Raw genomic sequence first — 26210 nt, forward strand, 5'->3', positions numbered from 1 at the left:
TATGTGCGGGATAGCCGGAAAGACAGGAATACCTGTAGAGAATATCCAACCGATTACGGATTCCCTGCATCACCGCGGGCCGGAAGGCAGCGGATATTACGCGGACAATACATTGCAGCTGTTCCATACGCGACTCGCAATACAAGACCTCAGCGATGCAGGAGCCCAGCCCATGCAGGACGAAAGCAAACGCTATGTCCTTATATACAACGGCGAAATTTACAATCATACGGCACTGCGTAATAAGTTGCCGGAGATTTCATTCCGTTCCCACTCTGACACAGAAACGTTGCTCCATCTGTTGATCCGTTATGGCACGGATATACTCGAAGAACTGAATGGCATTTTCGCGTTTGCCTTTTATGACCGGGGGGAGCAGCAACTGATACTGGCACGCGATCGCTTCGGTGTAAAGCCGCTTTATTTCCGGGATGAGCTGCCAAACGCATTTTCATTCGCTTCGGAACTGAAGACATTGAGATTGCTTTCATCTTCTCCTTTAAGTGTCCGCACGGAATCGATGCTTGAATGCCTGATGCTGCAATATAACCTTACGGAAACAAGCGGCTTCAGGGAAATTGAGCGGCTCGGGCCTGGAAAATTCATAACAATAGACATGCGGTCGCAACGCCGTCAAACGGTCAGCTGGGCAAGACCGTTATACACCAGGCAATACACCGTGCAGACAGAAGCAGACTGGATCGATCAGCTTGATACCGCTTTGCAGCAAAGCATGCAGCGGCAACTGTTATCTGACAAGCCTGTTTCCTTTTTTCTTTCCGGAGGCGTAGATTCAAGCTTATTGGCAGGACTCACGAAACGATTATATCCCGGCAGACAGTTAGATGCTTACAGCGTAAAAGCCGGTGCTGCATTCGTGCAGGAAGGCTTTGCGGACGATTATGCCCATGCAGTATCATTTGCGCAACAAATACAATGCCGTTTGCATACTGTAAACGCGCAACCCGATCTGATACATGATCTGGACAGAATAATATATGCACTGGAAGAGTTGCAGGCAGATCCGGCGTGTTTCTTTGTTTCGGACATTGCTGCGCGTGCGAAAGACGCGGGACAGGATGTGCTGATAGGAGGAACCGGCGCAGACGACCTGTTTTCCGGCTACAGAAGACACCAGGCTTTGTACTATTACAATGCACTCGACAATATACCCGCGGGCCTGAGAAAAGCCGGCGGCGCATTACTAAAAATGCTCCCTGCGGGGAAAGTCCGGCGTTTGCAAAAACTGCTCCGGTTGTCATTGGCTCCACCGAACGAACGTATGCTACAATCCTTTCTGTGGATCAACCGCAGTGAAGCCATGAACCTGTTCTCGGCCGACCTGCGGGAGCAACTGACCCTCGACACAATTGATACTTACTGTGCCGGTTTGCTTGCTGCTATCCCGGAAGAACACGATCCGCTGAACCAGATGCTGCAACTGGAAACTCATTGCTTCCTCGCGGCCCACAACCTGAATTACCTGGATAAGATCGGCATGGCGCACGGCGTGGAGATCCGGGTGCCTTACCTGGATACGGAGCTTGCAAAACTAAGTGCGCTCCTGCCGCCGCAACTGAAGATGAAAGGAAGCGAAACAAAATATCTCCTGAAAAAAGTAGCGTCCCGCTATGTTCCGGAGCATATTATCAAACGACCCAAAACCGGATTCGGTGCACCCATACGCTCATGGTTACAGGAAGATGCAGCCTTCCGCGAAAACCTGCGCGAAAGGGTCATGCAGGTCTGCAGCCAATGGCCGGAATACTTCGACAGACAGCAGGTCGAACGGTTTTACAATGACACGATAAACAACAGGACCGACGGAGCCTATACTCTTTTTGCATTGGCTGCGATTGAAAGCTGGCTCCGGCAGTTTACGGCTAACTGAACAGGAACGCAATATCCTCACGTGTGAGCCGCTTCATGATCGCAGAATCGTCTGTGATAAGATCCTCGGCCAGCAACCTTTTCCTTTCCTGCAGCAACAGCATTTTTTCTTCGATCGTATCCTTACAGATAAAACGGTATGCAAATACGCTCTTCGTCTGACCGATCCTGTGTGTCCGGTCGATAGCCTGTTGCTCCACGGCGGGATTCCACCACGGATCTACGATATACACATAATCCGCGGCGGTAAGGTTCAGACCCACTCCCCCGGCTTTCAATGAGATCAGGAATACCTTGCATGCATCGTTTTCCTGGAATTCTCTGATCGCCTTTTCACGGTCGGCGGATGAGGTGCCCCCGTCGAAGTATACAAACGGAATATTCTGAGCTTTCAGTTCATCGCGGATCAGCGACAACATGCCGAGGAATTGCGAAAACACAAGCGCTTTGTGGTTACCCGTATTCTCAACCAGTTCGCGCGTAAGCTCTTCCAGCTTCACCGAATGATTTTCATACTTTTCCCCGTCGTTCACAATAGCAGGAGAATCACATATCTGCCGCAGGCGCGTGAGTCCCTGTAAAATATGAAACTGGGATTTCTGCAATCCCTGCTCGTCGATCATGCCGAGTATTTTGGATTGATAACTGCTGCGGTACGCTTCATAAACCTTTCGCTGATCTTTGCCCATTTCACAGTACAATACCGTTTCCGTTTTTTCCGGAAGATCGCGCGCAACCTGGTCTTTGGTTCGACGCAGCATAAACGGATACACAAGTTTCCGCAATTGGTCTTTCGCGTCTTTTTCCTGGAACTTGTCGATAGGTACGGCAAATTCATTCATGAAGAAATCGCGGGAACCGAGCATACCCGGATTCAGGAAATTCATCTGTGCATACAGATCGAAGGTATTATTCTGAATAGGTGTACCGCTGAGTGCCAGTCTGTATTTTGCTTTCAGTAATGAGACAGCTTTTGTGGCAAGCGACTTCGGATTTTTAATCGCCTGCGATTCATCGAGCACCACATAATCGAACTCCATATCTGCAAACATCTTGATATCGCTTCGGATCGTACCATATGAGGTGATCACCACATCAATCTGTTCGAAAGCTGCAGGGTTGGACGCCCGTTTAGGGCCATGATGGATCAATGCCGTAATATGCGGCGTGAATTTCTGAATTTCCTTTTCCCAGTTATAGGTAAGCGTTGTGGGACACACCACCAGAAATTTAGCTTCAGGATGTTCTTTCTTATAATGGGAAAGCCAGGATAAAGTCTGTACTGTTTTACCGAGACCCATGTCGTCGGCAAGGATACCGCCCCAGCCGGCTTCCTTCAGGAACATCAGCCATTGAAAACCGGCAAGCTGGTAAGGACGCAGTACGGCCTTAAGGCTTTCCGGAGCCTGTATGTTCGAGTAATCGTTATCAATAATACGGTCGAGCGTTTCCTTTTTCGATTCAAGCTCTTCCTGAAGACTCGTTTCGTCCACCTCGGACAACAACTCGTCGAGAATGCTGAAATGTATTTTCCGGACTTTAAGTTTGTTGCCGTCTATCTCCCCCATTTTTGTGAGGAGGGTAAACTTTTGCAGCATATTTTCCGGCAATACTCCAACGGTACCGTCCGGCAGCTTCACAAAATTCTCTTTGCGCGCCAATGCCTTTTTCACTTCGGCAATGGAAACAACCTGGTCGCCGAACGCGATATTCAAGGTTGTTTCAAACCAGTCGATATTGCTGGATATACTGATTTTTGCTTCCGGTATATTCCGGTTTACGCGCAGGTTTTTGAGATTATCATAACCGAGCAGCTGTACGTCCCATTCCTGCATCCGTGCATTAAAATTCGGCGCCCAGGTAGCTTTCAGCACATTTTTGGAATGGATGTAAAATTGCTTTTCGCGCATGCTGTACAGCATATTCTCATGCAACCCCTGAAGCATATTGCAGAACTCCGTTTCCCGTACGGTATCACGCAGGATGATCTCAACCATCCCGTCTTTCGCTTCAGTGAGCTCCACAGGATCGCCCATTCTCGCCTCCATATTTCCATACAGAAAGGCGGGTTTCATGTGCAGCGATTCTCCCTGTTCAAACAGGTATAGCCGGAACTGTACAGGAATATCTTCCTGTATCTGCACCATATCAGCGGGAAAATCGACCGGAACGATCTTTTTCCAGGGCACCAGTTTTTCCTTAAGGAACTCCGGCCATGCTCCCGCTTCGAGGTTCAGGATACCATCGGGACCGATGGCCTCTATGATCGCAATTTCATCGATGGTCTGTACTGCATACAATACCCCATTGCGCTCCAGAAGAGCGCTGTTCAGTGAGCGCACTTCCTTATAGGCTACAAGCTCTTCTCCAAGCTGCCAGCCCAGTGTAACACGGTACTTTTTTCCCTGTCTGCTTACTTTGAGCAGAGGCAAAGCCGGTTCCGCAGCAAAGCGTACAGGCATGAGCCCCTTTGTCGAAAAAGATTTACCGGGCAGATGCACAAAACAAAGACCGGAATCGTGGCTTTGCTCAAAAAGGCTTTTATACTTCGGCAGTAAATATTCCCATATCGGATGAAACAATTCTGCTTCAGGCTTATCTTTCAGCACTGCGTTATAATCGCCGATGAAATCCCCGAAGGGCAGTGATTTCTTCAGGTACCGTACCAGTTCTTCCGGTGCGGCTTTACGCGCCAGTGCGATCCATTCCCGCTCATGCGGTTCAAACGCATCCACATTCAGATATTTCTGCAGGTCTACCCTTTCTATAGGGCCTGTGAATGCCTGCCGTTCTTCGTCGGCGTTGCCCATCACCAGTTGCACAGAACAGTGAGGATACCATTCCGTTGCAGCTTCGAGCACCAGGCCAAGCGAACGGGTTTCATCTTCTTCCTCCTCTTTTTCCGGTTCGGCCTCCTGTACCACCGGAACTACCGGAGCCGGAGCCGCCCCAATTTTCTTAATGGATGGATCCAGTACCCGCAAAAACGGTTTCCCGTCCTGGTAAATGAACTCAAACTTACCTTCCAGGTCGTCATTCAGGGAATAGCCGTACAGACGCAGCAGCTTATTCTTCTGTTCATCCCAGTTCTGCAGACCGCGGAAATATTGAGATCCGTGTTCGTTGTGTAATTGTACAAATAGCGTGAGCTTATGGATACAAACGGGATAAGCAGTTTCAGAGCAGGAGCAGGAAGTATCGAAGTACCTGTCTTCATTCTGCAGCAGCACAATTTCACGCGGTTCCGCATCTTCTTCCAGCTGCAATCTGCCTGTTACTTTTTCGTTCTTTGCCGAGAGCACTTCGCATACGCGCTGCGATGCAAGCTCCGTAGCACGCTGCATCATGTCTTCATTTGTAAACATGCGCAGCATCGGCAGATTGATATCCCGCATACGCACCACCGTATGATGTTGCTGATAGCGTACCTGTGTATTCTGAAAGAAGCCACTCTGGATCAGATCGTTCAGATGCATCAGTGCGGCTACCTCATGACGGCATATCTCGCCGAGATTATACGGGCACTGACAGCGCACAGAAACCTGATCGGGCTGCAGAAATTTGGATACGGTTACGGTATAGTGGTTATTATAAACATCGTTGCGGACCCGGAAGCGTACTTGCTCGATATGGTAATCAGTATCCAGCAGGGATACTCCCCTGTTGAAAAAGATCTTCTTACCGCGGGTAATCACCTGACCGGAACCATGATTATAAATAAAACGCAATAAAGCGGGTAAAGACATAGAAAATCAGGATCCTGTTCAAAAAAGCAATCTCCAAAAATACGCAATATGGATGAAAGGTGCGGAGATTCTCTTTGGAAACAAAGATTTACTTACTCCGGCGCTTTCCGCCGCGCATATCCCGCCACTCAATTTCCGGGTTTACGGCCTGCAGTGCAGCAACGAAGCCGGCTCCATCCGCAGGGGAAACGATCACAGAATTATATTTCCCATATTTAATCTCGAGCCGGTTGCGCAAAGATGCTGCCGGTGAGCTTAAAATACTGGTGGTAGTACTGATCCTGCGTACGGAACTGACCGGAATCGTCTGCCGGAAGGTAATTCCGCAGCGTATATACAGATTACCGTCCGCAATGCGATACGAAGTGCCGGTGATCATCTGCACGATAAATACGGACAACAGCAGATTCAGAACCAATATCCCCCAAAAACCGGAACAGGCGATCCACACGCCTGTTCCGATCAGAATAATGATCAGCGGAATAAACAAACCCCACTGAATTGCAGACTTAAATGGCATGTAAAATTAATGCGCAACAACCAGCTTTTCCACCGCAACGCATACCCCGTCCTGTTCTGCCCAGACCATATAAAATCCGGGAGCGAGTGCACTGATATCCGCAACACGCTGTTGTTTGAGGTCCATCACCACACGTCCGTCCACGGAACGGATGGTATAATTGTCCGCTTCACCGCCTTCAATACGCACGCTTGTCGCTGCAGGATTCGGCATCAGCCGGAAGCTGCTGTTGGCAGCAAATTCATTGATAGACGCAGGCTTGTTGATATATACGGTGTAGTCTTCCGTCTGACCCACATTTACATTCAGGCACGCATCAGAGATCACGCCTACATCCCCTTTCACACGCATGCGCAGATTCGTTGCATACGTAACTCCGGAAGGAATTTTGAACGAACCGCTGTGCGTCTCATCCGCAGAGAAACCTGTGTGGGTGAAAATCTTTTCCGTAGTCTGGAAGATACCATCGTTATTATAGTCGATCCATGCTGCGACTGTTTGTGCGGTATTGCGTGTTGAGATATCAATGTTATACGTTTTTCCTCCGTCCAGCGTGAAGGCCTGCTGGATACAGGTCCTGTCGAGGTAAGACGCACCATCCGTATTGTAGCCTCCGGAAGATGTATTCATCGTGCCGATGGCAATATTGCAGGGGCCGGCATTCTCGGTATTGGAAGGAACAGTGATCGCAGGCGCACAGGCTGTCTTAGGTGCCACAAAAGCAGGGTCCGGAGCTGCAGCGCCCATCGAATTCACGAGGCCCCAGCGGTAGCCGCGCATGGTGCTGATTGTTCTCAGGCGTTGGTCGGGCGTGAATTTCTCCGGACAACTTGTATAGTTCATGAAATTATATTCCACACCAGCGTATGTCACACCGGTACAGGTATTGATCTTACCTGCGTAGCAGGACATGTCGATAAAATCATGCGGCTCCGTATCGCACAGTTCGTCACCGGCTGTAAGACAAGCAGAGGGGGCATGACAGCCGTCCTGAAATGTATGGTACAGACCGAAACCGTGACCGATTTCATGCGGCAGTGCCTGATAATAGCTGGATCCGCTTATCGGCAGGGTATATTCCGCCAATACGACCGCACCATCAATCAATGCGCCATCCGCAAACCAGGGCCAGGGGCAGTAGCCGCCGGCGCCGCCATTTTCGATATCATTTACGAGCCAGATATTAAAATAATCCTGCGGTGGCCACAGGCTCAATGTCTTCAGTTCGGCGTCCGTAGGGCCGGGCTCTGTTTCAAAAGGACAAACTCCGTAGGTGGTGTAGCCACTCAGAACAGAAGCATTCACGCGGTTGATACCGGTAGTGGAAGAGCAGTTGGGACCACGCTTAGCCAGCTTGAACACAAACGGAAACTTTGTTCCTCCGTGTGCAACATCATAGTAATCCGGCCAGGTGGCAGCCCAGGTTTTATTCAGATAGTCGATCATTTTGATGATCGCGGCATCAGTTGGATTGTATATCGTGCCAATTGCGCCGCCCGTATGCATTACATGAACCACCACCGGAATTTCATAACTGGTATCCGTGCCGGTTACTACCATTTTGGACAATTCCTGCATACGATAAAACTCAGCCCACTTCAGACTGGCGCCTTTTTTTACCGTTTCATACCTGCTGTTTGTTTTGCGGATCTTCTGATCTAACAGATCATTTCCACACTTGTATTGTGCCGAAGCGGCATGTGCAGCGATGAGTGAAACTACCGCAACAAATATTTTTTTCATGGGTGATTTTTTTGCGCTGTAAAATTAACGTTTTCTTTATACAAAAAGTATCTGGCGCAAGCTTTACCATAGGTAAACCTCAGAACATGTACAGGCAACCTATGTGAACCTGTAAACTTCAGATAAGTTTTACGTTGCGGCGACATCTGTCTGGGCCTGAAAACAGTATATTCGCAAGGAGGACTTAAACCGTATGCAGCACGCTACTTCAAAAGAAATGGAACGGCTCCTGGCTTTAATGGAGCTTGAAATAGATTATTCAGACTTTCAGAATCACTTCAGCGATCTGGCCCGTCTTGCCGCGAAGGTGGCCGGCACCGATATTTCACTCATCAACCTTATCGATGCGTATACCCAATGGACTGTTTCTTCGCATGGTCTGAAAATAGAACAGCTTCCGCGCGAGGATTCCATCTGCCATTACACGATCCAGCAGGAACAATACCTGGAAATAAACGATCTCACAGCGGATGACCGCTTCAGTGATAAAGATTATGTGAAGGAAGAGCCGCACCTGTCGTATTACCTGGGCATTCCGCTACAGGCGTCCGGCTGCAACATCGGTACGCTTTGTGTACTGGATCCGCAGCACAAACCGCTTAGCCCGGAGAAACTGGAACTGCTCAAGATCATTGCAGAGGAAGTAGTACAGCGTTTGCAGACGATGAAAGATATAGATATGCTTAAGCAGCAGCTTAAAGACATATCCGGCGCACAGCTTAAGGTCGCTCATGATATACGTGGTCCTCTGGGTGGCATTATCGGTATTGCGGAATATATCCACGCTCAGGGAGGCAACACCAACACTGAAGAGATCATCGAAATGATGCAACTCATTGCTTCGAGCGGCAACTCCCTGCTCGAAATGGCAGACGATATCCTTTCCCGTAAAATTGCTGCGCCGGAGGAGCCGTTTACCCTGCAGATGCTTGAGTCGAAGCTTATTCAACTCTATCTGCCGCAGGCAAGAAATAAAAACATCACACTCACCGTATCATCCGCAGACAACGGCACCGGGCTCCTTACGCTTAAAAACAAATTATTGCAGATTTGCGGGAACCTGATATCCAATGCTATAAAGTTCACGCCGCAGGGAGGAGCTGTATCCGTACTGCTGCATATAGTTCCGGCAGAACACGAAAGCACTATGCTTATTCAGATCAGCGACAACGGACCCGGGATCAGTCCGGCCCAAATCGAGCAGATCGCTTCCGGCAAAGCCGAGTCTACCACCGGCACTTCGGGAGAAACGGGATTCGGCTTCGGACTGCCGTTGGTACAGCAATTGGTCGCTTCATTGGGAGGAAACATGCAGGTTGTATCGGACCCTGAGCAGAAAGGAGCACAATTCACAATCACACTTCCCATCCATAAACAATAGTTACAGGCAGATTGACGGACGCCGTAACCAGGCATATCCGTTGTTATCTGGCGAAAGAATACATCTAAACAGAAAGAATATACAACGAAAAAGATATATCTTTGGATACCTAGTAAACGTATTTATGGAACCTTTTCAATTGGCCTGTATCATCGACGATGATCCGATCTTCGTCTTTGCAGCCGGTAAACAAATGGAATTACGCTCTTTCGCAACCGGAACGCTTGTTTATCGTAACGGGAAGGAAGCAATTGAAGGATTGAAGCAACGTATACAACTGGAGCAAGCTTTTCCCGAAGTGATTTTACTGGATCTGAATATGCCCGTAATGGACGGATGGCAGTTTCTGGAAGCGTTAACGGAAATAACACTTCCGGTAACGCCTAAACTCTATGTGGTATCGTCTTCCATCAACCCTGCGGATATAGAACGCGCCCGTTCATTTTCCCTGGTTACCGATTTTGTAACCAAACCAATAGCTCCGGAACTGCTCGAAGAGATTGCCGACGGAAGAAGGTAGCTTTATCAGTGCGAGCTGGTACTGACGGTTATTTTCCGGATAATATCATCCAGTTCATGCGCAGAACCGGTAATCAGCTGCAGCAGTTCTTTCAATTCATCATCCCGGTCCGGGCGCATATCTTCAAGCAGACGGACCAACGCAAGCAAGCGAGCGAGCGGAGAACGCACTTCGTGCGACTGTGACCAGGCAATCTCTTTCAGGGTCTGGTTTTGCCTTTCGACTGTTTGCAAATAATTTTTCCTTTCGGTGATATCTTTGAAAAAGATCGCGATTCCCTGATCGGAAGGGAACACGTCGAGCTCATACCATGCATCTGTAGTAGGGTAAAATGCTTCGAAGCTTGCCGAAGATCCTGTTTCCATAACCGACACAAAATGATGGTAAAAATCAGAATCCACTGCATCTGCATACAGCTCCCACAGATTTTTTCCGAGTGCTTCCCCGCGCTTACGACCGAGCAATTGCTCCGCGCTGCTGTTCCAATAGCGCACCGTCCACTCACGGTCTACGGAAATATAACCATCACGCATACGCTCGAGAGTAAGCACCTGCGTCTGTAATGCCTCAATAATCGCGACCTCGGAGCGCTTCAGCCGGTCGATATCCTGAAAACTTCCGTAGAGCCTTACACATACTCCATCGACCATTTCCGCCTGACCAAGCGAGCGAACCCATTTTACATTTCCCTTTGCGGTCATGATCTGGGCTTCTATATCCCAACTCTGACCGCTATTGACGGCAATATGGATCAGCTCCAGTATTGCCTGACGTGATGTGCCTGTATAAAACGCAATGCCTCCTTCCAGGCTGGGTTCATAGTCCTCGGGCACCTCGTGAATCTCCCGCGTGATCGGAGACCAGCGAACGTGCTCGTCTGATATATTCCACTCCCATGCGCCAATCATTGCCATCCTCGATGCCTTGTCCAGAAACAGGGAAATGTTCTTCACATCGGTGATATCCTGCACCGTGCCCTCTCCTCTGAAAGGGCTGTCTTTGTCTTTCCGGATGAGTATACCCCATTGGCGCGCCCAGCGAATGCTGCCGTCCGGTCTCATAAAACGGTGTTCTATATCATACTCCAGTTCATCCTTGTCCACATCCTCATATTCAGAAAAAAACAGGTACCGGTCTTCCGGGTAAACTGTTTGCAGGAAACTTTCGTAGTTCAACTCATAGGTATCTTTGTTCAGACCCCATATTTTATAGACCTCGTCGGACCAATAAAGGCCATTGAAGGATTGCCAGTAACCAATGTTGGCAATCTTCTGTGCGGCTATCAGTTTTCGTCTGTGTTCTTCCAGCAGCAGCTGCGCTTCTTCCCGCGCACTCACGTCATCGAGCGACAATAAAATCATGTGTGCTCCCTTGTAGTTGAAAGCACTCGCCGCCGCCTCAAGACTCAGGTGCATTCCATCCGGCTTTACATAGCGCACCACACCTTCCAGGACCGCCAGTTCAGTCAAGTCCTTTTCCGGAAACACTTCCGTTACCTGCCGACGCAGCAATTCCTCTTCTGAAAAACCTAAAAAAACACTTGCCCGCTCATTCACCTCCTGTATCTTGCCCGTATCTGCGTCGTAAATAATTTTTGCAAGCGGGCTGGAAAGAAAAAGAAACTGGTACCGTTGTTCTGATTCGCGCAGTTCATCTACTTTCTGTTGTTGCGCTTTATAAAAACGCAGCAACAGATAATACAAGAGCAGCGCCGTCGACACTACGTAAAAGATACCCTTGACGGTCTGAAAAAGATATTGCTGGGATACGGCAGGAAAAAAAGCTTGGGTGAAAGAGTCACTTCCATAGATCCAGATGAAACCGGTAAGCAGGTAGACGATGCTAATCTTAAGCGGACCGGCATATTTCATAAGGGGAAACAGTTCACTGGTTATGTATACTACAATATATGCCGATACCATGAACTTTACAAATAAAACCGGCTATTTTACAAACAGAGACTCTGCTTTCACAAATTAAGCAACAAAAATCCCGACCCTTTTACAGAGGCCGGGATATCATTCGCAAAAGTCACATCAGTACTGATCCAGCATATAGCGGATCACGTCGGTAGTAGTAACGATCCCTTTCAGTTCACCTGCGTCCACTACAGGTACCGCATGAAAATCTGACTGAGCAAACAATTCAGCGACCTCTTTAATGGTAAGTTCGGATGAGATTGTCTGCGGATGCGAAGTCATCACCTGCGGAACGGAAAGCATCTGCAGTATGGCTTCGTCTGCGCCATCCTGGTTTTCAAACAAGGTTCCGAATGTAAGCCTGTTAATATCCGTGCTGCTGATAATTCCGGACACCTTATGCCCGTTCATAACCGGAATATGACGGATACGGTTTTTGCGGAGTACGGAAACGACTTCCTCCAACGAATCCTGCTCTCTCACGGATATAACGTTTTTAGTCATGATGTGCGACACCGGCTCTCTCTTTTTCATAATTTCTGTTTGAATTGATACAGAACAAAAGTACCTGTGCGTTATCATGTTTCTCATGAGCAATAACAGCCATTCACATGAAAGAAATCATTCCGAATTTGCTTGCATTCAGACAGTCATTCTGTAAATTATACTGAATGCTGAAAAGGTTCGGGACACTATAAGAACCCGTTATAAATAACGCTTCCTGTGACCTGCAGTATAAAAGAAGCGAACATATTTGAAGAGCGCAAGAACAGCCAACAGCAAAATCATCCAGCGTGCATGAAGCAGTAACCGGCTTACCACGGCGGAAATCTCATTGGCATTTCCGCTGACCCGCTCTGTTATCCATGCCAGTGAAGCGACCACGCCGAACAAAGCTCCCGCTGTGCGTACATATCCGTATGTAGCAAAAGGACCCAACAGGATCAGCCACGGAACAACCAGTAATACAACAAACAATTGCATTATTTCGATACCGAGATTAAACCCGAGAATGCTCAGCGCCATTCTCGTGCCATCGATATCGAGATTGTACAATGTGCCTGCGAACGCAAGTCCATGGATCAGGCCGAAGCCGCCGGCAATAAATAACTCCTTACCGGGAAATAAAGGTCGCAGCGCATGAATACATCCGATCAATACAGATAAGGCGATCAGCACTTCCACAGGTTGAGCCGGAAGACGCAGCCAACCCAGCGCACCTGCGAGCAATGTAAGCGAATGACCGATTGTGAATGCCGTCACTATCTTCAGCAGGTTACGTACTGCATAACGCGCGCCACCCGACTGACACCACCTTCCGCCGGAGGCAATAAGTGGCGCAGGTAACAGTAACGCAAGCAGGAACATCAGGTGATCGGTACCATCTGCTATATGCTCCATACCCAGGAAGAACATCTGTCTGAAACCTTTCCATTTACTGCCCTCGTCGAGATTAACAACAACCGGAGGAACAGAGTTATCGGAAGGATTGACCATCAGCATTCCCAGTTCGGCTGCCGCACTATCCTTTCCTGACAGGCCTCCGTCCCAATCCTGACGGATCCGGATCATCATTTTATGCGTGATCAGTTGGTGCATTACAGCATCATAGTACAAGGTAAAGCTGCGTGGGGAGCTTTGTCCGGGAGGCTGAAGCCACAAATGGAATACCAGCTCATTATAGGTTCCGGTCAGAAATTGTTCGTCCCGTAAGACGTTTTTATCGAGCACCCTTACACTCCATCTGCGTCCGCTATTATCGGTAATGCGCATATGCTGCAGCAGGTAGTGATCCAACCAGGCACCTCTGCGTGCAACCAGTGTGGACACATCAGAATCCAGAGCTGCGTCCGGAAAGACAAAATCAAACTCCTTAAGCGGCCACTGCAATTCCGCCCGGATACCATCTTCCTTTACATCCAGCAACATAACGGAATGCGGCATAGGATGTGCATGGCAGCAGTATATCCCGCCCAGCAATAACATCAAAATCAAGACGAGGTTCCTCATAAAATTGCTGAAAAAAAAGCGGCAGCGAATTGCCGCCGCCGGTAAATGTGACCCTAAAATTTAAAAAACTTACTGCTGTATACCGCAGTCTGGTCGATCAGCTTTAACACGTATGACCCCGAAGGCAAACCGGAGACATCCGCGCTGAATGAGCTGCCGTTCAGATGATCCTGTGTTCTTACTACCTGTCCCGTAGCTGCACTGATGATCATCAGTCTGCCATCGTTGACACTGTTGCCGCAGTTTAAGGAAATCTGATTGCTGGCAGGATTCGGATAGACACTCAGGGAGGTGTTCTTCACAACGCCGGCGATACCCGTAGTACTGCCGTCAATGGCCGGGCCTGTAAGATCCAACCCGTAATCATGCGCACGGTCGCGCCATACAGTATGATAATGGATTTGCCCGGATACCACTATCCCATTCTGACAGGTAAATTCGACCCATACCTCCGGGCCCGAAATCCGAACATAGTCTCCATTCGTCACAAAGAAGCTGGCTGCTGAACCTGCAGTTCCTGTTCCCCGCCAGGAGATATACGTATTGTCGATATCAGCGGTATATACAGCCATGATAGCCGTGGCTGTTGTCGCATCCATATCTTCCACGTAACGTGAGATAGCATCCAGCACGAGACTTTTCTGTGACGAACTCAGTGAGCCACAGGAAATACCCATATTATAAGCAGGGAATGTACTCGTTCCTCCATTTGTCTCACCGGGAATCATTACACAGTCGCTGAAACTTGCAGACAGCTTGGCACTCGCAAGGTCTGTGCTGCTCAGCGATGCAAGCATCGCAGCAAAAGCGCTTTTCTCATCGTCCAGCGGCGCATACGTATCTGATCCCCATGTAAATGATTTCGGTTCAAGTCCCTGGAAGAAAGGTGTCGCACCGATAACATGTCCGTTGTTAAAAGAGATATTCGCCGCGTAATGGTGACCGCCAAACTGCAGCATCCACGCACCTGTTTCTGATGGCGTATTCAGAAATGATATCCAACGCAGAGTGGTATCGTATCCGCTTCCTCCACCGGCAGCATGCAGATACGCTTCTGCAATGTAGTTTTTGTGAAACTCATCATAACCATCATTGGTACCCGTACCCAGCGCAGCCTGTATCACAGCCATTGCTGCAGTCAGCTGTGCACTTGTAAGCGTACCAAACTGGATACCATTGCGGCAGGAGGCGCCACAGGGAAGATTGCTCCATTTACGGGCAAGACTCGTGGTATACGATTGCTGAAGCGTAGCCTGCTGGGCCGTTGTGAGCATTGTCTTAAAAGCAAGTGCATTGTTCACCACATCGGTTACGGATGTGGTTCCCGTTGTTTTGGCAAGCGGAATCCCAACATCAGCCATTTGCGGCCGGTCGCCGCCAGACAGCCAGGAAAAATCAGCAAGATGCTCCCGGGCGGAATCTCTCAGGGATATAAAGCACAGGGAAACAAGACATACACCGGACGCGGCGATAAAAAACCGGCCCCATTTACCGGCTTTCCCGGGTACCTGTGCGCTGGTGTTAGCGATAGACTGTAGCATAGGAATTGATTTATGGTAAAATTACCGGAGCACAGAACGCAACCCCGTTCATTTGGTATGAACTTATCTGTATCGGGTACGAACGGCAAGCCCCCGGCACAGAGGCAACGTCATTGATTCGGCCCCTGTGAAAATACCCGCTGTACTTCCTTTATAAAATTGATACCCACCGGTATTTCCATATAACCCAGGTAGATCGTACGGCCGCGTACCGAAACGACCTTTGCCACAGGGATAATGTAGGATCGATGAACCCTTAAAAATCCGTTGCCGCGCAATTTTTCCTCCATTTCTCTTATACTGGAACGTACAAGGACATAACGTGCACCATCCAAATGAATTTTCACGTAATTCGCCACGTTTTCAACATACAGGATCTGCGTTGTCTGAATACGTTGCAGACCGTTGTCCGCTTTTACAAAAATATCTTCCCCCACCCGTGCCTCCTTTCCGAATCCGGAATAAAGACGGGCACGCTCTATAGCCTGCTGGAATCGATCGAATTCAAACGGCTTGAGCAGATAGTCGACGGCGCGCAGGTTAAACCCCTCGACCGCAAACTCACTGAAAGCCGTAGTGAAAATAGCCATCACGGGGCGGGGAAACTGTCTCAGGAAATCGATCCCCGAAATACCCGGCATCTGTATATCCAGGAATATCAGATCGAAATCGTGGTTGCCTGCATACACCATCACATCCACAGGACTGGTAAATGCCGCATCCAGGCTCACAAGGCAGGTCCGGGAGCAGAATGCCTTCAGCAACCTGAGCGCTAAAGGTTCGTCATCCAGTGCTACCGCGCGTATCATATATCTAATGCCAATTTCACTTCAAAGAAAGCAGCTTCATCGCGTATATCCAAGTGATGAGCGCCCGGATATAATAATTCAAGCCGTCTGCGCGTATTTGCAATTCCGACGGAAGTGCCGGATTCAGCAATCTGCGCATGCACCTTTCGGTTGCGTACGAGCATATGCAATGATTTGCCCTGAACCGAAATACTGATCCGGAGATCGGAAGCCTCTTCCGTACTTACTCCGTATTTGAATGCATTTTCTATGAACGGTATCAGCAGGAAAGGCGCAATATTGCCGCTTGCTCCGTCGGCATTAACAGCGTAAAAAACATGAACGCGTTCATTCAGCCGCATCCGCTGCAAGGTGACATAATTATCAATATACTTCAACTCCTTATCCAGGGGTACCATTTCGGCATTAGCATCTCCTGCGGCATAGCGCATCAGCGCCGAAAGCTGTACAATTGCTTTAGCCGCGTCGTCCGCACCCGCTTCCACAGTGAGCGTATAGATACTATTAAGTGTATTGAACAGAAAATGAGGATTGATCTGAGCCTTCAGAAAACCGATCTCCGCATCTGCCATTTGTTTTTGCACACTTCTTATCTGAACCGAAAACCGCAGAGTCATTGCCATCACAAACATCACGCTGTACTTCAGAAAATTTTCATCAAGCGGACCGAAAACGGTATTGCTCAGCGCCGGGAACAAGCCATGCGGGTGATGTGGTGGTGGCAGATGGTAAACAGACGTACCCCTAGTATTTAACAGATCTCCCCGTGTCAAAAATACATCTCCGACTATTATTTCAGGAAGCACACTCACAACAGCGAAACCGGATAAAGCCCATAAGACGAATGCTACGTAACGCTTACGGAAGAAGAAATGCGGGAGCAGAAAGTAATAGTTGAGATAGAAAAAGAAAATGGTGAATCCATATTCCAGTATTTCGGCATAATAGTGATTTCCGGGTCCGCGGCGTTCTCCGAGGACAGGGATTGCAATAAATATGAGGCATCCCAGCACATGCAGGAAAATAAGTCTCCTGGAAGCCTTACGGAGGATCTCTTGTACATTCATAGCTTGGATGGCTTGCCTGCGCAATATCGGGATCAGGCATTCAAAAATATCCGATTATTCCGACCTTCAATACAGATAGGTACAAACTGCCGCTTTACCGGGATAAATCTTCAGGAGCACGCCGCGCATATGCCCGAGACTATAAAATGTACTTCCTGCATTTTATATTTACGTGGTAGCCTGAGCTCGGGCTGCACCCGTTCCAGGCAGGTTACGGAATGACATTTACTGCAACTGAAATGTACGTGACCATGAGTATGTGCATTACCGGCTCCGCAAGTATGACACGCAGCATAACGGACAGTTCCGTCAATGTCGATCACCTTATGTACCAACCCTTCTTCCTGCAGGCGGTTCAGCACACGGTAAATAGTTACCCGGTCGCACGAAATCCCGGATCCTTCCTGTATATCCGGATGAGAAAGGGCTTTACCCGATTCACATATATACCTTAAAATCTCTGTCCGGGCAGCAGTATTGCGGAATTGTTTCATTATCTTATTGCAACATTGTTGCACAGCAAAGATAATACTACATTTGCAACATTGTTGCATTGATCAGAAATACCAGGATACTCAAAGGATAAATACAATAACCGTACACTACAAAAAAGAATAAACTATGCAATACGAAGTAATTATCATCGGCGGCAGCTACTCCGGTCTGTCCGCCGCCCTGGCTCTCGGACGCTCACTCCGGCAGGTGCTCATTATTGACAGCGGGCAACCCTGCAACCAGCAGACGCCTCACTCCCATAATTTTCTGACCCGTGACGGCGAGAAGCCGGCAGACATTGCAGCGAAGGCCAGGGAGCAGGTGCAGCAATACAAGACAGTATCTTTTCTCATGGACAAAGCCGAAACGGCCAAGCAAATTCCGGGTGGATTTGAAATAGTAACTGAATCCGGTAAAAGCTTCAGCGGAAAGAAGCTGATCTGCGCTACCGGCATCAAAGACAAGCTTCCCGATATTGAGGGAGTTTCCGATTGCTGGGGTATTTCCGTGATCCACTGTCCTTACTGTCATGGTTACGAAAACCGAAATCAACGGACCGCCATTCTTGCCGATGGAGAACGCGCCCTCCATCTGGCCGGACTCGTGCGTAATCTCAGCCCTGATGTTTCTATAGTAACGAATGGCAAAGCATCATTCACCAATGAGCAGACCGCGTTACTGATGCGCCATAATATCGATATTATCGAAACGCCGCTCAGCAGGATAAAGCATGATAACGGGCAGTTGCGTGAACTGGAATTCAGCGACGGTCATACACGCAGGTTCCACGCAATGTATGCGGCCCTGCCGTTTGAGCCCCATTCGGGCATTCCGTTCCAGCTCGGATGTGAACTTACGGAACACGGACATGTAAAAGTAGACCACCTTCAGAAAACCTCTGTTCCGGGAGTATATGCCTGTGGCGATAATAGTTCCGCAATGCGCTCGGTTGCAGCCGCGGTTGCGTCGGGAAATCTTGCCGGGGCAATCGTTAACAAAGAACTCACGGACGAGCACTTTGTCTGAGTCCGGGAATCGGCGTACCGCGCAGGCGTAGTTTACTGAAAGAAACCTGGTTGCCGTTCCGGACTTCGGAGCGCTGACGTAGCGCGCAATGCTTTATCAATCATAAGCTAAGGCAGACTTGTGCTTCACTACAGTACCGGATCACATAGCAGCATATCGTTTAAATTCTGAGGACCAGAAAAAAAAGTCTGGAAATTATTTCAATATTAACCGTTTCAGCTGCACATTTGTATCAGACTTGCGTAGTGCGCCACCCGCCTTCCGAAACCAAAGACGTCTGACGCCGGAATTCAACGATTACCAGACAGCCCGGCTGATACGGCCTCTCTTACAGACCTGCAGCATTCGCGTAAAACGGTTTTCATCCGGATTCCGCAAATACACAACAAAAAAGCAACCGTATATGTATTTAAAAAAATGCCGCCGGCTGTAAGATTTGCATCTGTTGCCTGAGCGGATTTATCTCACCACACAAAAACATTTTTATGAAACGTTTTGTATGTACGCTCAGGCTGACTGTCATTTTGGGAATAGCGCTATTATTATCTCCCGGCAGATCAGTTGCACAAACGGCAGCGTCTTATGTCTTTTCAAGCGCTTCGGGCACTTACACGCCCATTACCGGCGGCACTTTGCTTTCTTCAGGAGCTACGATGGACGATGCTTCTTTCTCAGTCACTATCCCTTCGTTCACGTTTCTCGGAACGGCATATACACAGGTATGGGCAAGCGAGAACGGCTTTCTTCAATTCGGGGCAACAAGTCCCACAGGAGGAATGCGTACAGGATATATTTCAACTACCGATGCTGCAGCCAGAACGGGCATTTCTGCGTTCTGCCGCGACCTGGCCGGCAAAACAGGTTCATCGCTACGCACGCAGACAATCGGATCGGAAGTGATTTTTCAATGGACGAACCTGGCGAACTTTCTTTCCACCGCGCAGAATTATACATTTCAGATACGGCTGAACACCAGCACCAATGAAATACGCGTTGTGTACAATACCCTGACCGTCACCGCTACCACTTCCTCTCCTAATCAGGTGGGCCTGCGCGGCAGCAGTACGGACTTCAACAACCGCACCTCCACCAGCAGTTGGGCTGCATCTGCTGCAGGTACGTTAAACACTGCATCAATGACGGTCTCCCCTACCATAGCTCCAGCCTCCGGATTGAATTACATCTGGAATCCACCTCCTCCGTGCAATAGCAGACCGGCAGGCGGAACTGCAGTAAGTTCAGCAGGAGTGACAGCCATCTGTCCCGGCGCAACGGCCACCCTGAGTGTTACGGGATCTACAATAACGGTGAGCGGACTTACTTACGCATGGGATTCTTCCATTGTGAGCAGCGGAGGACCCTGGTCGCCGGTACCGGGAGCAACCGCCACTACCTACACGGCAGCTCCGTCTGCATGTAAAACTGTCTATTACAGGAGGAGAACGATCTGTGCTGCGGTAAGCCTTTCAGACACATCAAAATCGGTTTCCGTGACCACAAAATGCGCGATCATCCCGCCCTATTCAGAAACGTTTGAGAGCATAACCGCGGTAAACCAGTTTCCGAATTGTATGAGCGCCACTGCGCGTGTGGAAACACAGATCAATCCAACCGGATTTGCCAACCAGATCAATCATACACCCGGAGGAAGCAAATACGCATCATTTTTATTCAGCGCAAACGACTACCTGTTTACGCCCGGTATACAGCTTACTGCGGGCAAAACCTACGAGTTTACATTCTGGTATGTGACCGACGGCGTTGCAGGATGGGATTCGCTTTCGCTGAATTACGGAAGCGCTCCCAATGCGGCAGCCATGACGACTAAGCTGTTCCCGCGACTGAGTAATCTGACGAACACCGCCTATCGCAAGTATACAGTTCGCTTTGTTGCAACAAGCAGCGCTGTGCAGTATTTCGGTATCAACTGCATCAGTAAGCTTGCTCCCAACAGACTCACTATTGACGATATCGGACTACAGGAAGTTCCACCCTGCGGCGGCAAACCGCTTACCGGTGCACCGGCGGCATTACCCATCCGTATCTGCAGCTCAGGCTCGGTAGAACTCGATCTTCCCGCCATGCCACCGGCCCTGGGACTTACCTACGAATGGCAGGATTCCAGCGTGGGTTCCCGGTGGAGCAATGCTCCGGGCCGGCCTAGTTTCGGGGGAAATACACTGCCATTCACTACCGGCGCCTTTGGCGTAAATACCTGGTTCCGCTGCATCGTACGGTGTTCACTGACCGGGGATTCAGCTATCTCGCCTTCGGTACTTGTGCCCACGGGCCCCTACGACTTACCCTATTTTGAAAACTTCGAATCCATTAATGCACCGAATACATTGCCTATATGTATGTCTGCCACCAATCTAGGAACATTCGTGCAGTCACAGGTAGCTCCGGGTACACTCGGCAGGGCAAACCATACGCCCGGAGGCAGTAAATATGCGTTCTTCAGGTGGTCCTGCAACGATTATATTTTCACACCCGCAATGAGGCTTACCGCCGGTGTACAATATATCTTTTCGTTCTGGTACGTGAACGATGGACTCAGCGGCTGGACTACGCTGAACGTAAAGTATGGCAACGATGCGACGGCTGCGGCAATGACTTCAACGCTGAAAACGGTCAGCAATGCTAAAAACACAACCTTTGTTCAGTATGCCGACACCTTCAGTGTAAGTAAATCCGGCATCTACAACTTTGGCATCTACTGCAATGCAACAGGCGTTCCGTTTTACATGAGTATTGATGATATCGGAATGCAATTCCGTCCCTGTTCGGGCATGCCGGTTGCGGGTACAATAGATGGATCGGTGCCTTCGGGCACAGGAGTTTGCCCCGGCACCTTTATCACACTGAAAACCATCGGAGCGACCAGCAGCGCAATCACAGGGATCAGTTACCAATGGCAGCGTACCCCTTCAGGAACCAGCAGCTGGAAAAATATAGCCGGGGCCACCGACTCAACATTAGCAGCAGACACGCTGGGCGGATATGACTACCGCATAAGGGTGGTCTGCAGCAATTCGCACGACACCAATTTGTCCGGCATCTATTCCATACCACAGTTCGCCCCGCATCCGCCGGTGTCGATCAGTCCTTCCGCATCGCCCGTAATATTTTGTCTCGGAGACACCGTAAAACTGAATGCAAGCAACTTCCCGGGTGGTGTATACGACTGGATCAAAGACGGCGCGCCGATACCGGGATGGAAGTTCAGCGATTTCAGTGCCACATCGTCCGGCAAATACAAAGTAATAGTAACCTCTCCCGTTTCCCCCTGTCCGGCGATATCCAACGAAGTGGAGTTGCGCCAGGTAGATCCGGGCTTCACCGTAAACCTCATCACTCCTAAAGACAGTTTCGGTTGCGAAGGTGATTCACTGGTGCTCACCGGCACATCCAAACCCGGAGTTACCTACCAATGGAGGCGAAACAACGTCCCCATTCCCGGCGCAACCGGCGCATCGATCAACGTAACGACATCCGGCACATATGCGCTTACAGCCGATGACGGAACGGCTCCCTGCAAAGCCTTATCCCGCAGCATCAACGTAACCATAAACCCTAAACCGGTTGCGGTGATTACCATTCCCGGAGGGGTTACAACAGCCTGCGAAAACGAGGGGGTACGACTGGATGCCAATCCTGTTCCTTCCTTCAGTTACCAATGGCAACGCTACGGGGCACCGGTATTCGGGTCCACAGATTCAAGCCTGATTGTCCGTAACTCCGGAACATACAGCGTTAAGGTGCGATCCAGGGAAGGATGCGTAAACACCTCAGCTTCCGTAAACATTACCATCTTACCATCGCCGAACCCCTTGATTACCAGAACAAGCTATACGCTGAGCACACTGTTCGGATTTGTTGCCTATAAATGGTTCCGCAACGGCACAGAAATGCCGGGACGTACGGACGACACCCTGAACCTCACTTTAAACGGCAACTATAAAGTGCTCGTAACGGACACAAACGGTTGTACGGGCGAATCGAACACCCTAACGGTAAATGATTCAACGCTCGGCGTATCGCAGTTCGATCTCAGCGAAACGGTGCGGATTTACCCCAATCCGGTATCGGGAAAACTGCATATTGAATGCCCCGTTCCTTTTGAGGCAGAGCTAAGCGATCTGCTGGGCAGGTCGGTAATGCAGGGTATCCGGCAAACAGAAACGGATTGCTCCGCGCTACCGGATGGCGTGTACCTGCTCACCCTGAAAGGGAAAAACCAGGAAGTACTGCTAAAACAGAAAATTGTAAAACACTCGCGTTAATTCACTTTTTTCTATGCAACAAGGAAGCCGCCTCTGAAACAAGGCGGCTTTTTTGTACGACATCGTTAACGATTCATTACCGGACGGCCACTAAACTGCGGAAACGTTTGCAAGTCAAAACGGCAAAGAATAAACAAAGGTTATGAAAACGGCAGGCAGATATTTCGCAGGACTCGCAGTTGCAGGACTGATTCTATTAGGGGCAAACTACAGCGCATCTGCGCAGGGACGTGGAGGCGGATTTCATGGGGGCGGTGGGTTCCACGGCGGAGGTGGTTTTCACGGTGGCGGCGGATACCGGGCAGCTCCGATAGGCGGTTTTCACGGCGGAGGAGTAGTTGCAAGAGGTGGTTATGGCGGATTCCACGGAGGTTACGGAGCTGGCGTCCCGTTCAGAGGCGGCTATTCCGGCGCTTATCGTGGCGGATATTACGACCGGGGCTTTTACCGTGGCGGCTTTCGCGGCGGATGGGGCTGGAACAGGTATTACCGGCCTTATTATTACCCCCGTGTCGGCATATGGCTGGGCACATTACCGCTGGGATATTATCCGTTCTACTGGGGATCCAACCGGTATTATTATGCCGACGGCACCTTCTACCAACCCTATAACAACGGTTACTCCGTGATTGCACCACCGCTCGGTGCATCTGTGCCGAACATCCCTTCAGGCAGCAGATCTGTCATCATTGACGGTGTGGAGTACTATGAGTACAACGGCGTGTATTACCAGCCTTTTACGGACAACAACGGCTATACCGCTTATGAAGTGGTCGGCAAAAATGGTGTGCTGAACACCCAGCCGATGAATAACAGCAATAACTATCCGAACAATAACAATTATCCAAACAACAATTATCAGGGCAACAATCAGCAAAGCCAGCAATCGCAGCAAGATGACATATACGGCAACTGACGGGTGGCAATAGCACACGTTCAGATAAGTAAACTTTGCCCTTATGCATTCGCGGCCTGTAAACTAAAGCGGGCCGCGATTTGCATTTGATCATAATTTCCGGGGAACGGAAAATACCACCTCCGTTACACACGCGACAGAATTACCGGTATGTACATTTACGGCAGGCTCCCAATCCTTCATAGTTGCCGCTATACGCTTCATTTCGCGATCCAGCTTCCGCGAATGCGACCGGACAACTTGCGGCCGCCCGTACTGGTGGCCATATTTATCAATACGGAGCTTCAATAAACAACTTCCGTAAACAACACTGCGGTCGGGGCGAAAATGCTCCAGCACATACCCGGGAATATCCTCCCGATACTTGGGTTGACGCAATTGAAGATGAGCATAAATAATGCGCGGAGTATCGCGCGCCGGGGTGGTTGCCGGGGATTGCTGCGCGTGAGCAGCTCCATTCAGGCAATTAAGTCCGAAGAAAAAAGCAATCGCCTTCATAGTGGCACATGGGTTTACCCACTAAGATATGGAATCCGGCCGCGGGAAATCGTCGGCTATCTGAAACAGCATCCGTTGCCGGGTAACAGGGTGAACCAGCTCCAGTTCGGCGGCATGCAGAAACATCCGTTCCGCCGGTGTACCATAAAGATCATCGCCGACAATAGGTGCATTCAATCCCAGTTCGTGCGCAGCATGCATACGTAATTGGTGCGTCCTGCCCGTAAGCGGCCAGAAAGATACTTTCGTGAATTGTCCGGAACGTTCTGTTACGCACCATCGCGTAATGCTCTTTTTCCCCTTTTCGAAATCCACCAGTTGTCTCGGCCGGTTAAACGGATCGGCACACAACGGCAGTTCAATTACGCCTTCATCTGCCTCCAGGGGTTTGCTGAGTAAGGCCGTGTAGCGCTTCCTGATCGTCCTTTGCAGAAACTGTTTTTGTATATGCTTATGTGCGGCCGGTGTACGGGCCACCACCAGCAGCCCTGAAGTATCCATGTCCAGACGATGCACCATAAGCGGCTCCGCCCCATCCCACAGTTGTTTCAGACGACTATATACAGAATCTGCAATATTCACTCCGGGCACAGAACGTAACCCATGCGGTTTGTGAATCACCACAAAATGTGCGTCGTCATATAGGACAGATAAGCCGCGCTCTCCGGAAGTTGTCTGCAGGAAGGGATTCTCTTCCAAAGGAATACCACTCAGCATATGCGCGAGTATCGGCTTGCATTTCCCGGTGCAGGCGGGATAGAATTGCCTGTGCTTTCGAATCTCCGATTTGGGTGATGCGCCCCACCAGAACTCTGCCATGGCGATTGGCCGGTAACCGTTACGGAACGCATATTGCAACAATTTGGGTGTCGCGCATTCTCCGGCTGCCGCAGGAGGCTTTCCGAAAGCAGTCGCGCTGAATATATCACGAAGACTTCTTTCCCTGCCGTCCTTGTTTAAAAACACATACTGTGTGAATAATTGTTCCTGCAATGCCGCTGAGCGTTCCCTGCGCTCGTTCTTTAATGCATCGATCTTCGCAGTGTGCACATCAAGCCGGACCTGCAATTCGGCCAGCTGCGCCTCCTGACGGGAAATCATCTCGCGGAGCTGCCGCTTATCACGAAGGCTTTCATTGACCAGCCCGGACTCCAGCTTCAGGCGTGCCTCCCCATCGCTTTGCAGCGAAAGCGATACACGCAATTCGTCCCGGTGCTTTTTATTGCGCTTCATCTCCTGCCGCATGCAGTTCAGATCTTCTGCAAACCGGGAGGAATATTCTTTAAACGCGGCCTGCAATTGCAGGTACCGGGGATCTGATTCCAGCTCGCGAATCCGGGAACTGATCGCAATAATAAACTCCTGCTCCTTCAGGAAGAAGCCCTCTTCGACAAGCATATCAAATACAGGAGGCACAAAGCGGGCATGGTCATTTGTACCGGCAAGCTTCCCGGAGAAAGCCCACAAATAACCAGGTTTACCCTCCTTATCCTGCACCACCAGCACACCAAACATCTTCCCGATCACCGATTCCTGCGCATCTCCCTCCAGTCCGAAATTGTGATCCAGTACAACTTCATTTTCCAGGTAATGCTGCAATGCTTCGGCAGCTATAAGCGCCAATGGATGCGGTTCGTAATAAAACGGAAAAGTAAAGCGCTCCGGAAGCGTAATATCGCTTATCTGTTCTGCCGGGAAATAATGCACTCTGTTGTCGTCGCGCGTTGTCAACTTAATTTATTGAAACCGCAAAAGTATTGCTTAAATGACGATTTTCTAAAAAGACCTCCCTCAATCCGCCTTTTCGGATGTTATTATTACGAAAAAAACATCACTTCGTTATTAC

The 26210-nt window shown here is 49.6% G+C and carries 18 protein-coding genes; 6 read left to right on the forward strand and 12 right to left on the reverse strand.

The features are described from left to right. Position 1 precedes the first annotated feature (1 nt). Positions 2-1891 carry an asparagine synthase (glutamine-hydrolyzing) gene (gene asnB / locus ABD846_RS11370; RefSeq protein ID WP_344826878.1) on the forward strand — a complete coding sequence of 630 codons (1890 nt, stop codon included), beginning with the start codon at positions 2-4 and terminating at the stop codon, positions 1889-1891. On the opposite strand, the gene ABD846_RS11375 is transcribed toward asnB, so the two are convergent. The 3 genes from ABD846_RS11375 to ABD846_RS11385 all read right to left on the reverse strand — a co-directional run bounded on the left by ABD846_RS11375 (position 1884) and on the right by ABD846_RS11385 (position 7899). Next, complete coding sequence (locus ABD846_RS11375; RefSeq protein WP_344826881.1) at positions 1884-5636, reverse strand: DEAD/DEAH box helicase; 3753 nt, start codon at positions 5634-5636, stop codon at positions 1884-1886. The genes asnB and ABD846_RS11375 overlap by 8 nt on opposite strands. Positions 5637-5724: 88 nt before the next feature. Then, a complete protein-coding gene (locus ABD846_RS11380; protein WP_344826884.1) occupies positions 5725-6156 on the reverse strand; it encodes a PH domain-containing protein in 432 nt (143 codons plus the stop codon). Positions 6157-6162: 6 nt separating this feature from the next. After that, positions 6163-7899, reverse strand: a complete 1737-nt coding sequence (locus ABD846_RS11385) for a GEVED domain-containing protein (RefSeq protein WP_344826888.1) — start codon at positions 7897-7899, stop codon at positions 6163-6165. Between the two features lie 193 nt (positions 7900-8092). On the opposite strand from ABD846_RS11385, the gene ABD846_RS11390 reads away from it, so the two are divergent. Together ABD846_RS11390 and ABD846_RS11395 are read left to right on the forward strand one after the other, a co-directional pair. Next, positions 8093-9280 carry a GAF domain-containing sensor histidine kinase gene (locus ABD846_RS11390; RefSeq protein ID WP_344826891.1) on the forward strand — a complete coding sequence of 396 codons (1188 nt, stop codon included), beginning with the start codon at positions 8093-8095 and terminating at the stop codon, positions 9278-9280. A 124-nt stretch (positions 9281-9404) separates the two neighbouring features. After that, positions 9405-9800: a response regulator gene (locus ABD846_RS11395; RefSeq protein WP_344826894.1), complete on the forward strand. Its 396-nt coding sequence runs from the start codon at positions 9405-9407 to the stop codon at positions 9798-9800. A 5-nt stretch (positions 9801-9805) separates the two neighbouring features. Here the strand turns inward: ABD846_RS11395 and ABD846_RS11400 are convergent, their stop codons facing one another. The 7 genes from ABD846_RS11400 to ABD846_RS11430 all read right to left on the reverse strand — a co-directional run bounded on the left by ABD846_RS11400 (position 9806) and on the right by ABD846_RS11430 (position 17640). Beyond that, the gene (locus ABD846_RS11400) at positions 9806-11671 is read right to left on the reverse strand and encodes a PAS domain S-box protein (protein ID WP_344826898.1); all 1866 of its coding nucleotides are present in this window, start codon (positions 11669-11671) and stop codon (positions 9806-9808) included. Positions 11672-11836: 165 nt separating this feature from the next. Then, entirely contained in the window at positions 11837-12253 is a 417-nt protein-coding gene (locus ABD846_RS11405) for a CBS domain-containing protein (protein ID WP_344826902.1), read from the reverse strand. 171 nt (positions 12254-12424) lie between these two features. Continuing rightward, entirely contained in the window at positions 12425-13663 is a 1239-nt protein-coding gene (locus ABD846_RS11410; protein WP_344826905.1) for a HupE/UreJ family protein, read from the reverse strand. 119 nt (positions 13664-13782) lie between these two features. Then, the gene (locus tag ABD846_RS11415) at positions 13783-15270 is read right to left on the reverse strand and encodes a DUF3500 domain-containing protein (protein ID WP_344826908.1); all 1488 of its coding nucleotides are present in this window, start codon (positions 15268-15270) and stop codon (positions 13783-13785) included. Positions 15271-15380: 110 nt separating this feature from the next. Then, positions 15381-16079, reverse strand: coding sequence for a LytR/AlgR family response regulator transcription factor (locus tag ABD846_RS11420; protein ID WP_344826910.1), 699 nt, complete (start codon positions 16077-16079; stop codon positions 15381-15383). Further along, positions 16076-17146, reverse strand: coding sequence for a sensor histidine kinase (locus tag ABD846_RS11425; RefSeq protein ID WP_344826915.1), 1071 nt, complete (start codon positions 17144-17146; stop codon positions 16076-16078). Before ABD846_RS11425 ends, ABD846_RS11420 begins: the two co-directional genes overlap by 4 nt. 110 nt (positions 17147-17256) lie before the next feature. Further along, a complete protein-coding gene (locus ABD846_RS11430; protein ID WP_344826918.1) occupies positions 17257-17640 on the reverse strand; it encodes a Fur family transcriptional regulator in 384 nt (127 codons plus the stop codon). A gap of 127 nt (positions 17641-17767) precedes the next feature. On the opposite strand from ABD846_RS11430, the gene ABD846_RS11435 reads away from it, so the two are divergent. The 3 genes from ABD846_RS11435 (at position 17768) to ABD846_RS11445 (ending at position 23866) form a co-directional block, all read left to right on the forward strand. Further along, a complete protein-coding gene (locus tag ABD846_RS11435; RefSeq protein WP_344826921.1) occupies positions 17768-18667 on the forward strand; it encodes an NAD(P)/FAD-dependent oxidoreductase in 900 nt (299 codons plus the stop codon). Between the two features lie 485 nt (positions 18668-19152). After that, positions 19153-22950: a T9SS-dependent choice-of-anchor J family protein gene (locus ABD846_RS11440; RefSeq protein WP_344826925.1), complete on the forward strand. Its 3798-nt coding sequence runs from the start codon at positions 19153-19155 to the stop codon at positions 22948-22950. 142 nt (positions 22951-23092) lie between these two features. Continuing rightward, positions 23093-23866 carry a DUF6515 family protein gene (locus ABD846_RS11445; RefSeq protein WP_344826929.1) on the forward strand — a complete coding sequence of 258 codons (774 nt, stop codon included), beginning with the start codon at positions 23093-23095 and terminating at the stop codon, positions 23864-23866. 90 nt (positions 23867-23956) lie between these two features. Here ABD846_RS11445 and ABD846_RS11450 read toward each other — a convergent pair whose 3' ends face one another. Next, on the reverse strand, positions 23957-24364 hold the full coding sequence (locus tag ABD846_RS11450) for a hypothetical protein (protein WP_344826931.1): 408 nt from the start codon (positions 24362-24364) through the stop codon (positions 23957-23959). A 21-nt stretch (positions 24365-24385) separates the two neighbouring features. Next, complete coding sequence (locus ABD846_RS11455) at positions 24386-26095, reverse strand: RluA family pseudouridine synthase (protein WP_344826934.1); 1710 nt, start codon at positions 26093-26095, stop codon at positions 24386-24388. Positions 26096-26210 lie beyond the last annotated feature (115 nt).

This window comes from Rurimicrobium arvi, from assembly GCF_039540495.1.
GTDB classification, from domain to species: Bacteria; Bacteroidota; Bacteroidia; order Chitinophagales; family Chitinophagaceae; genus Rurimicrobium; species Rurimicrobium arvi.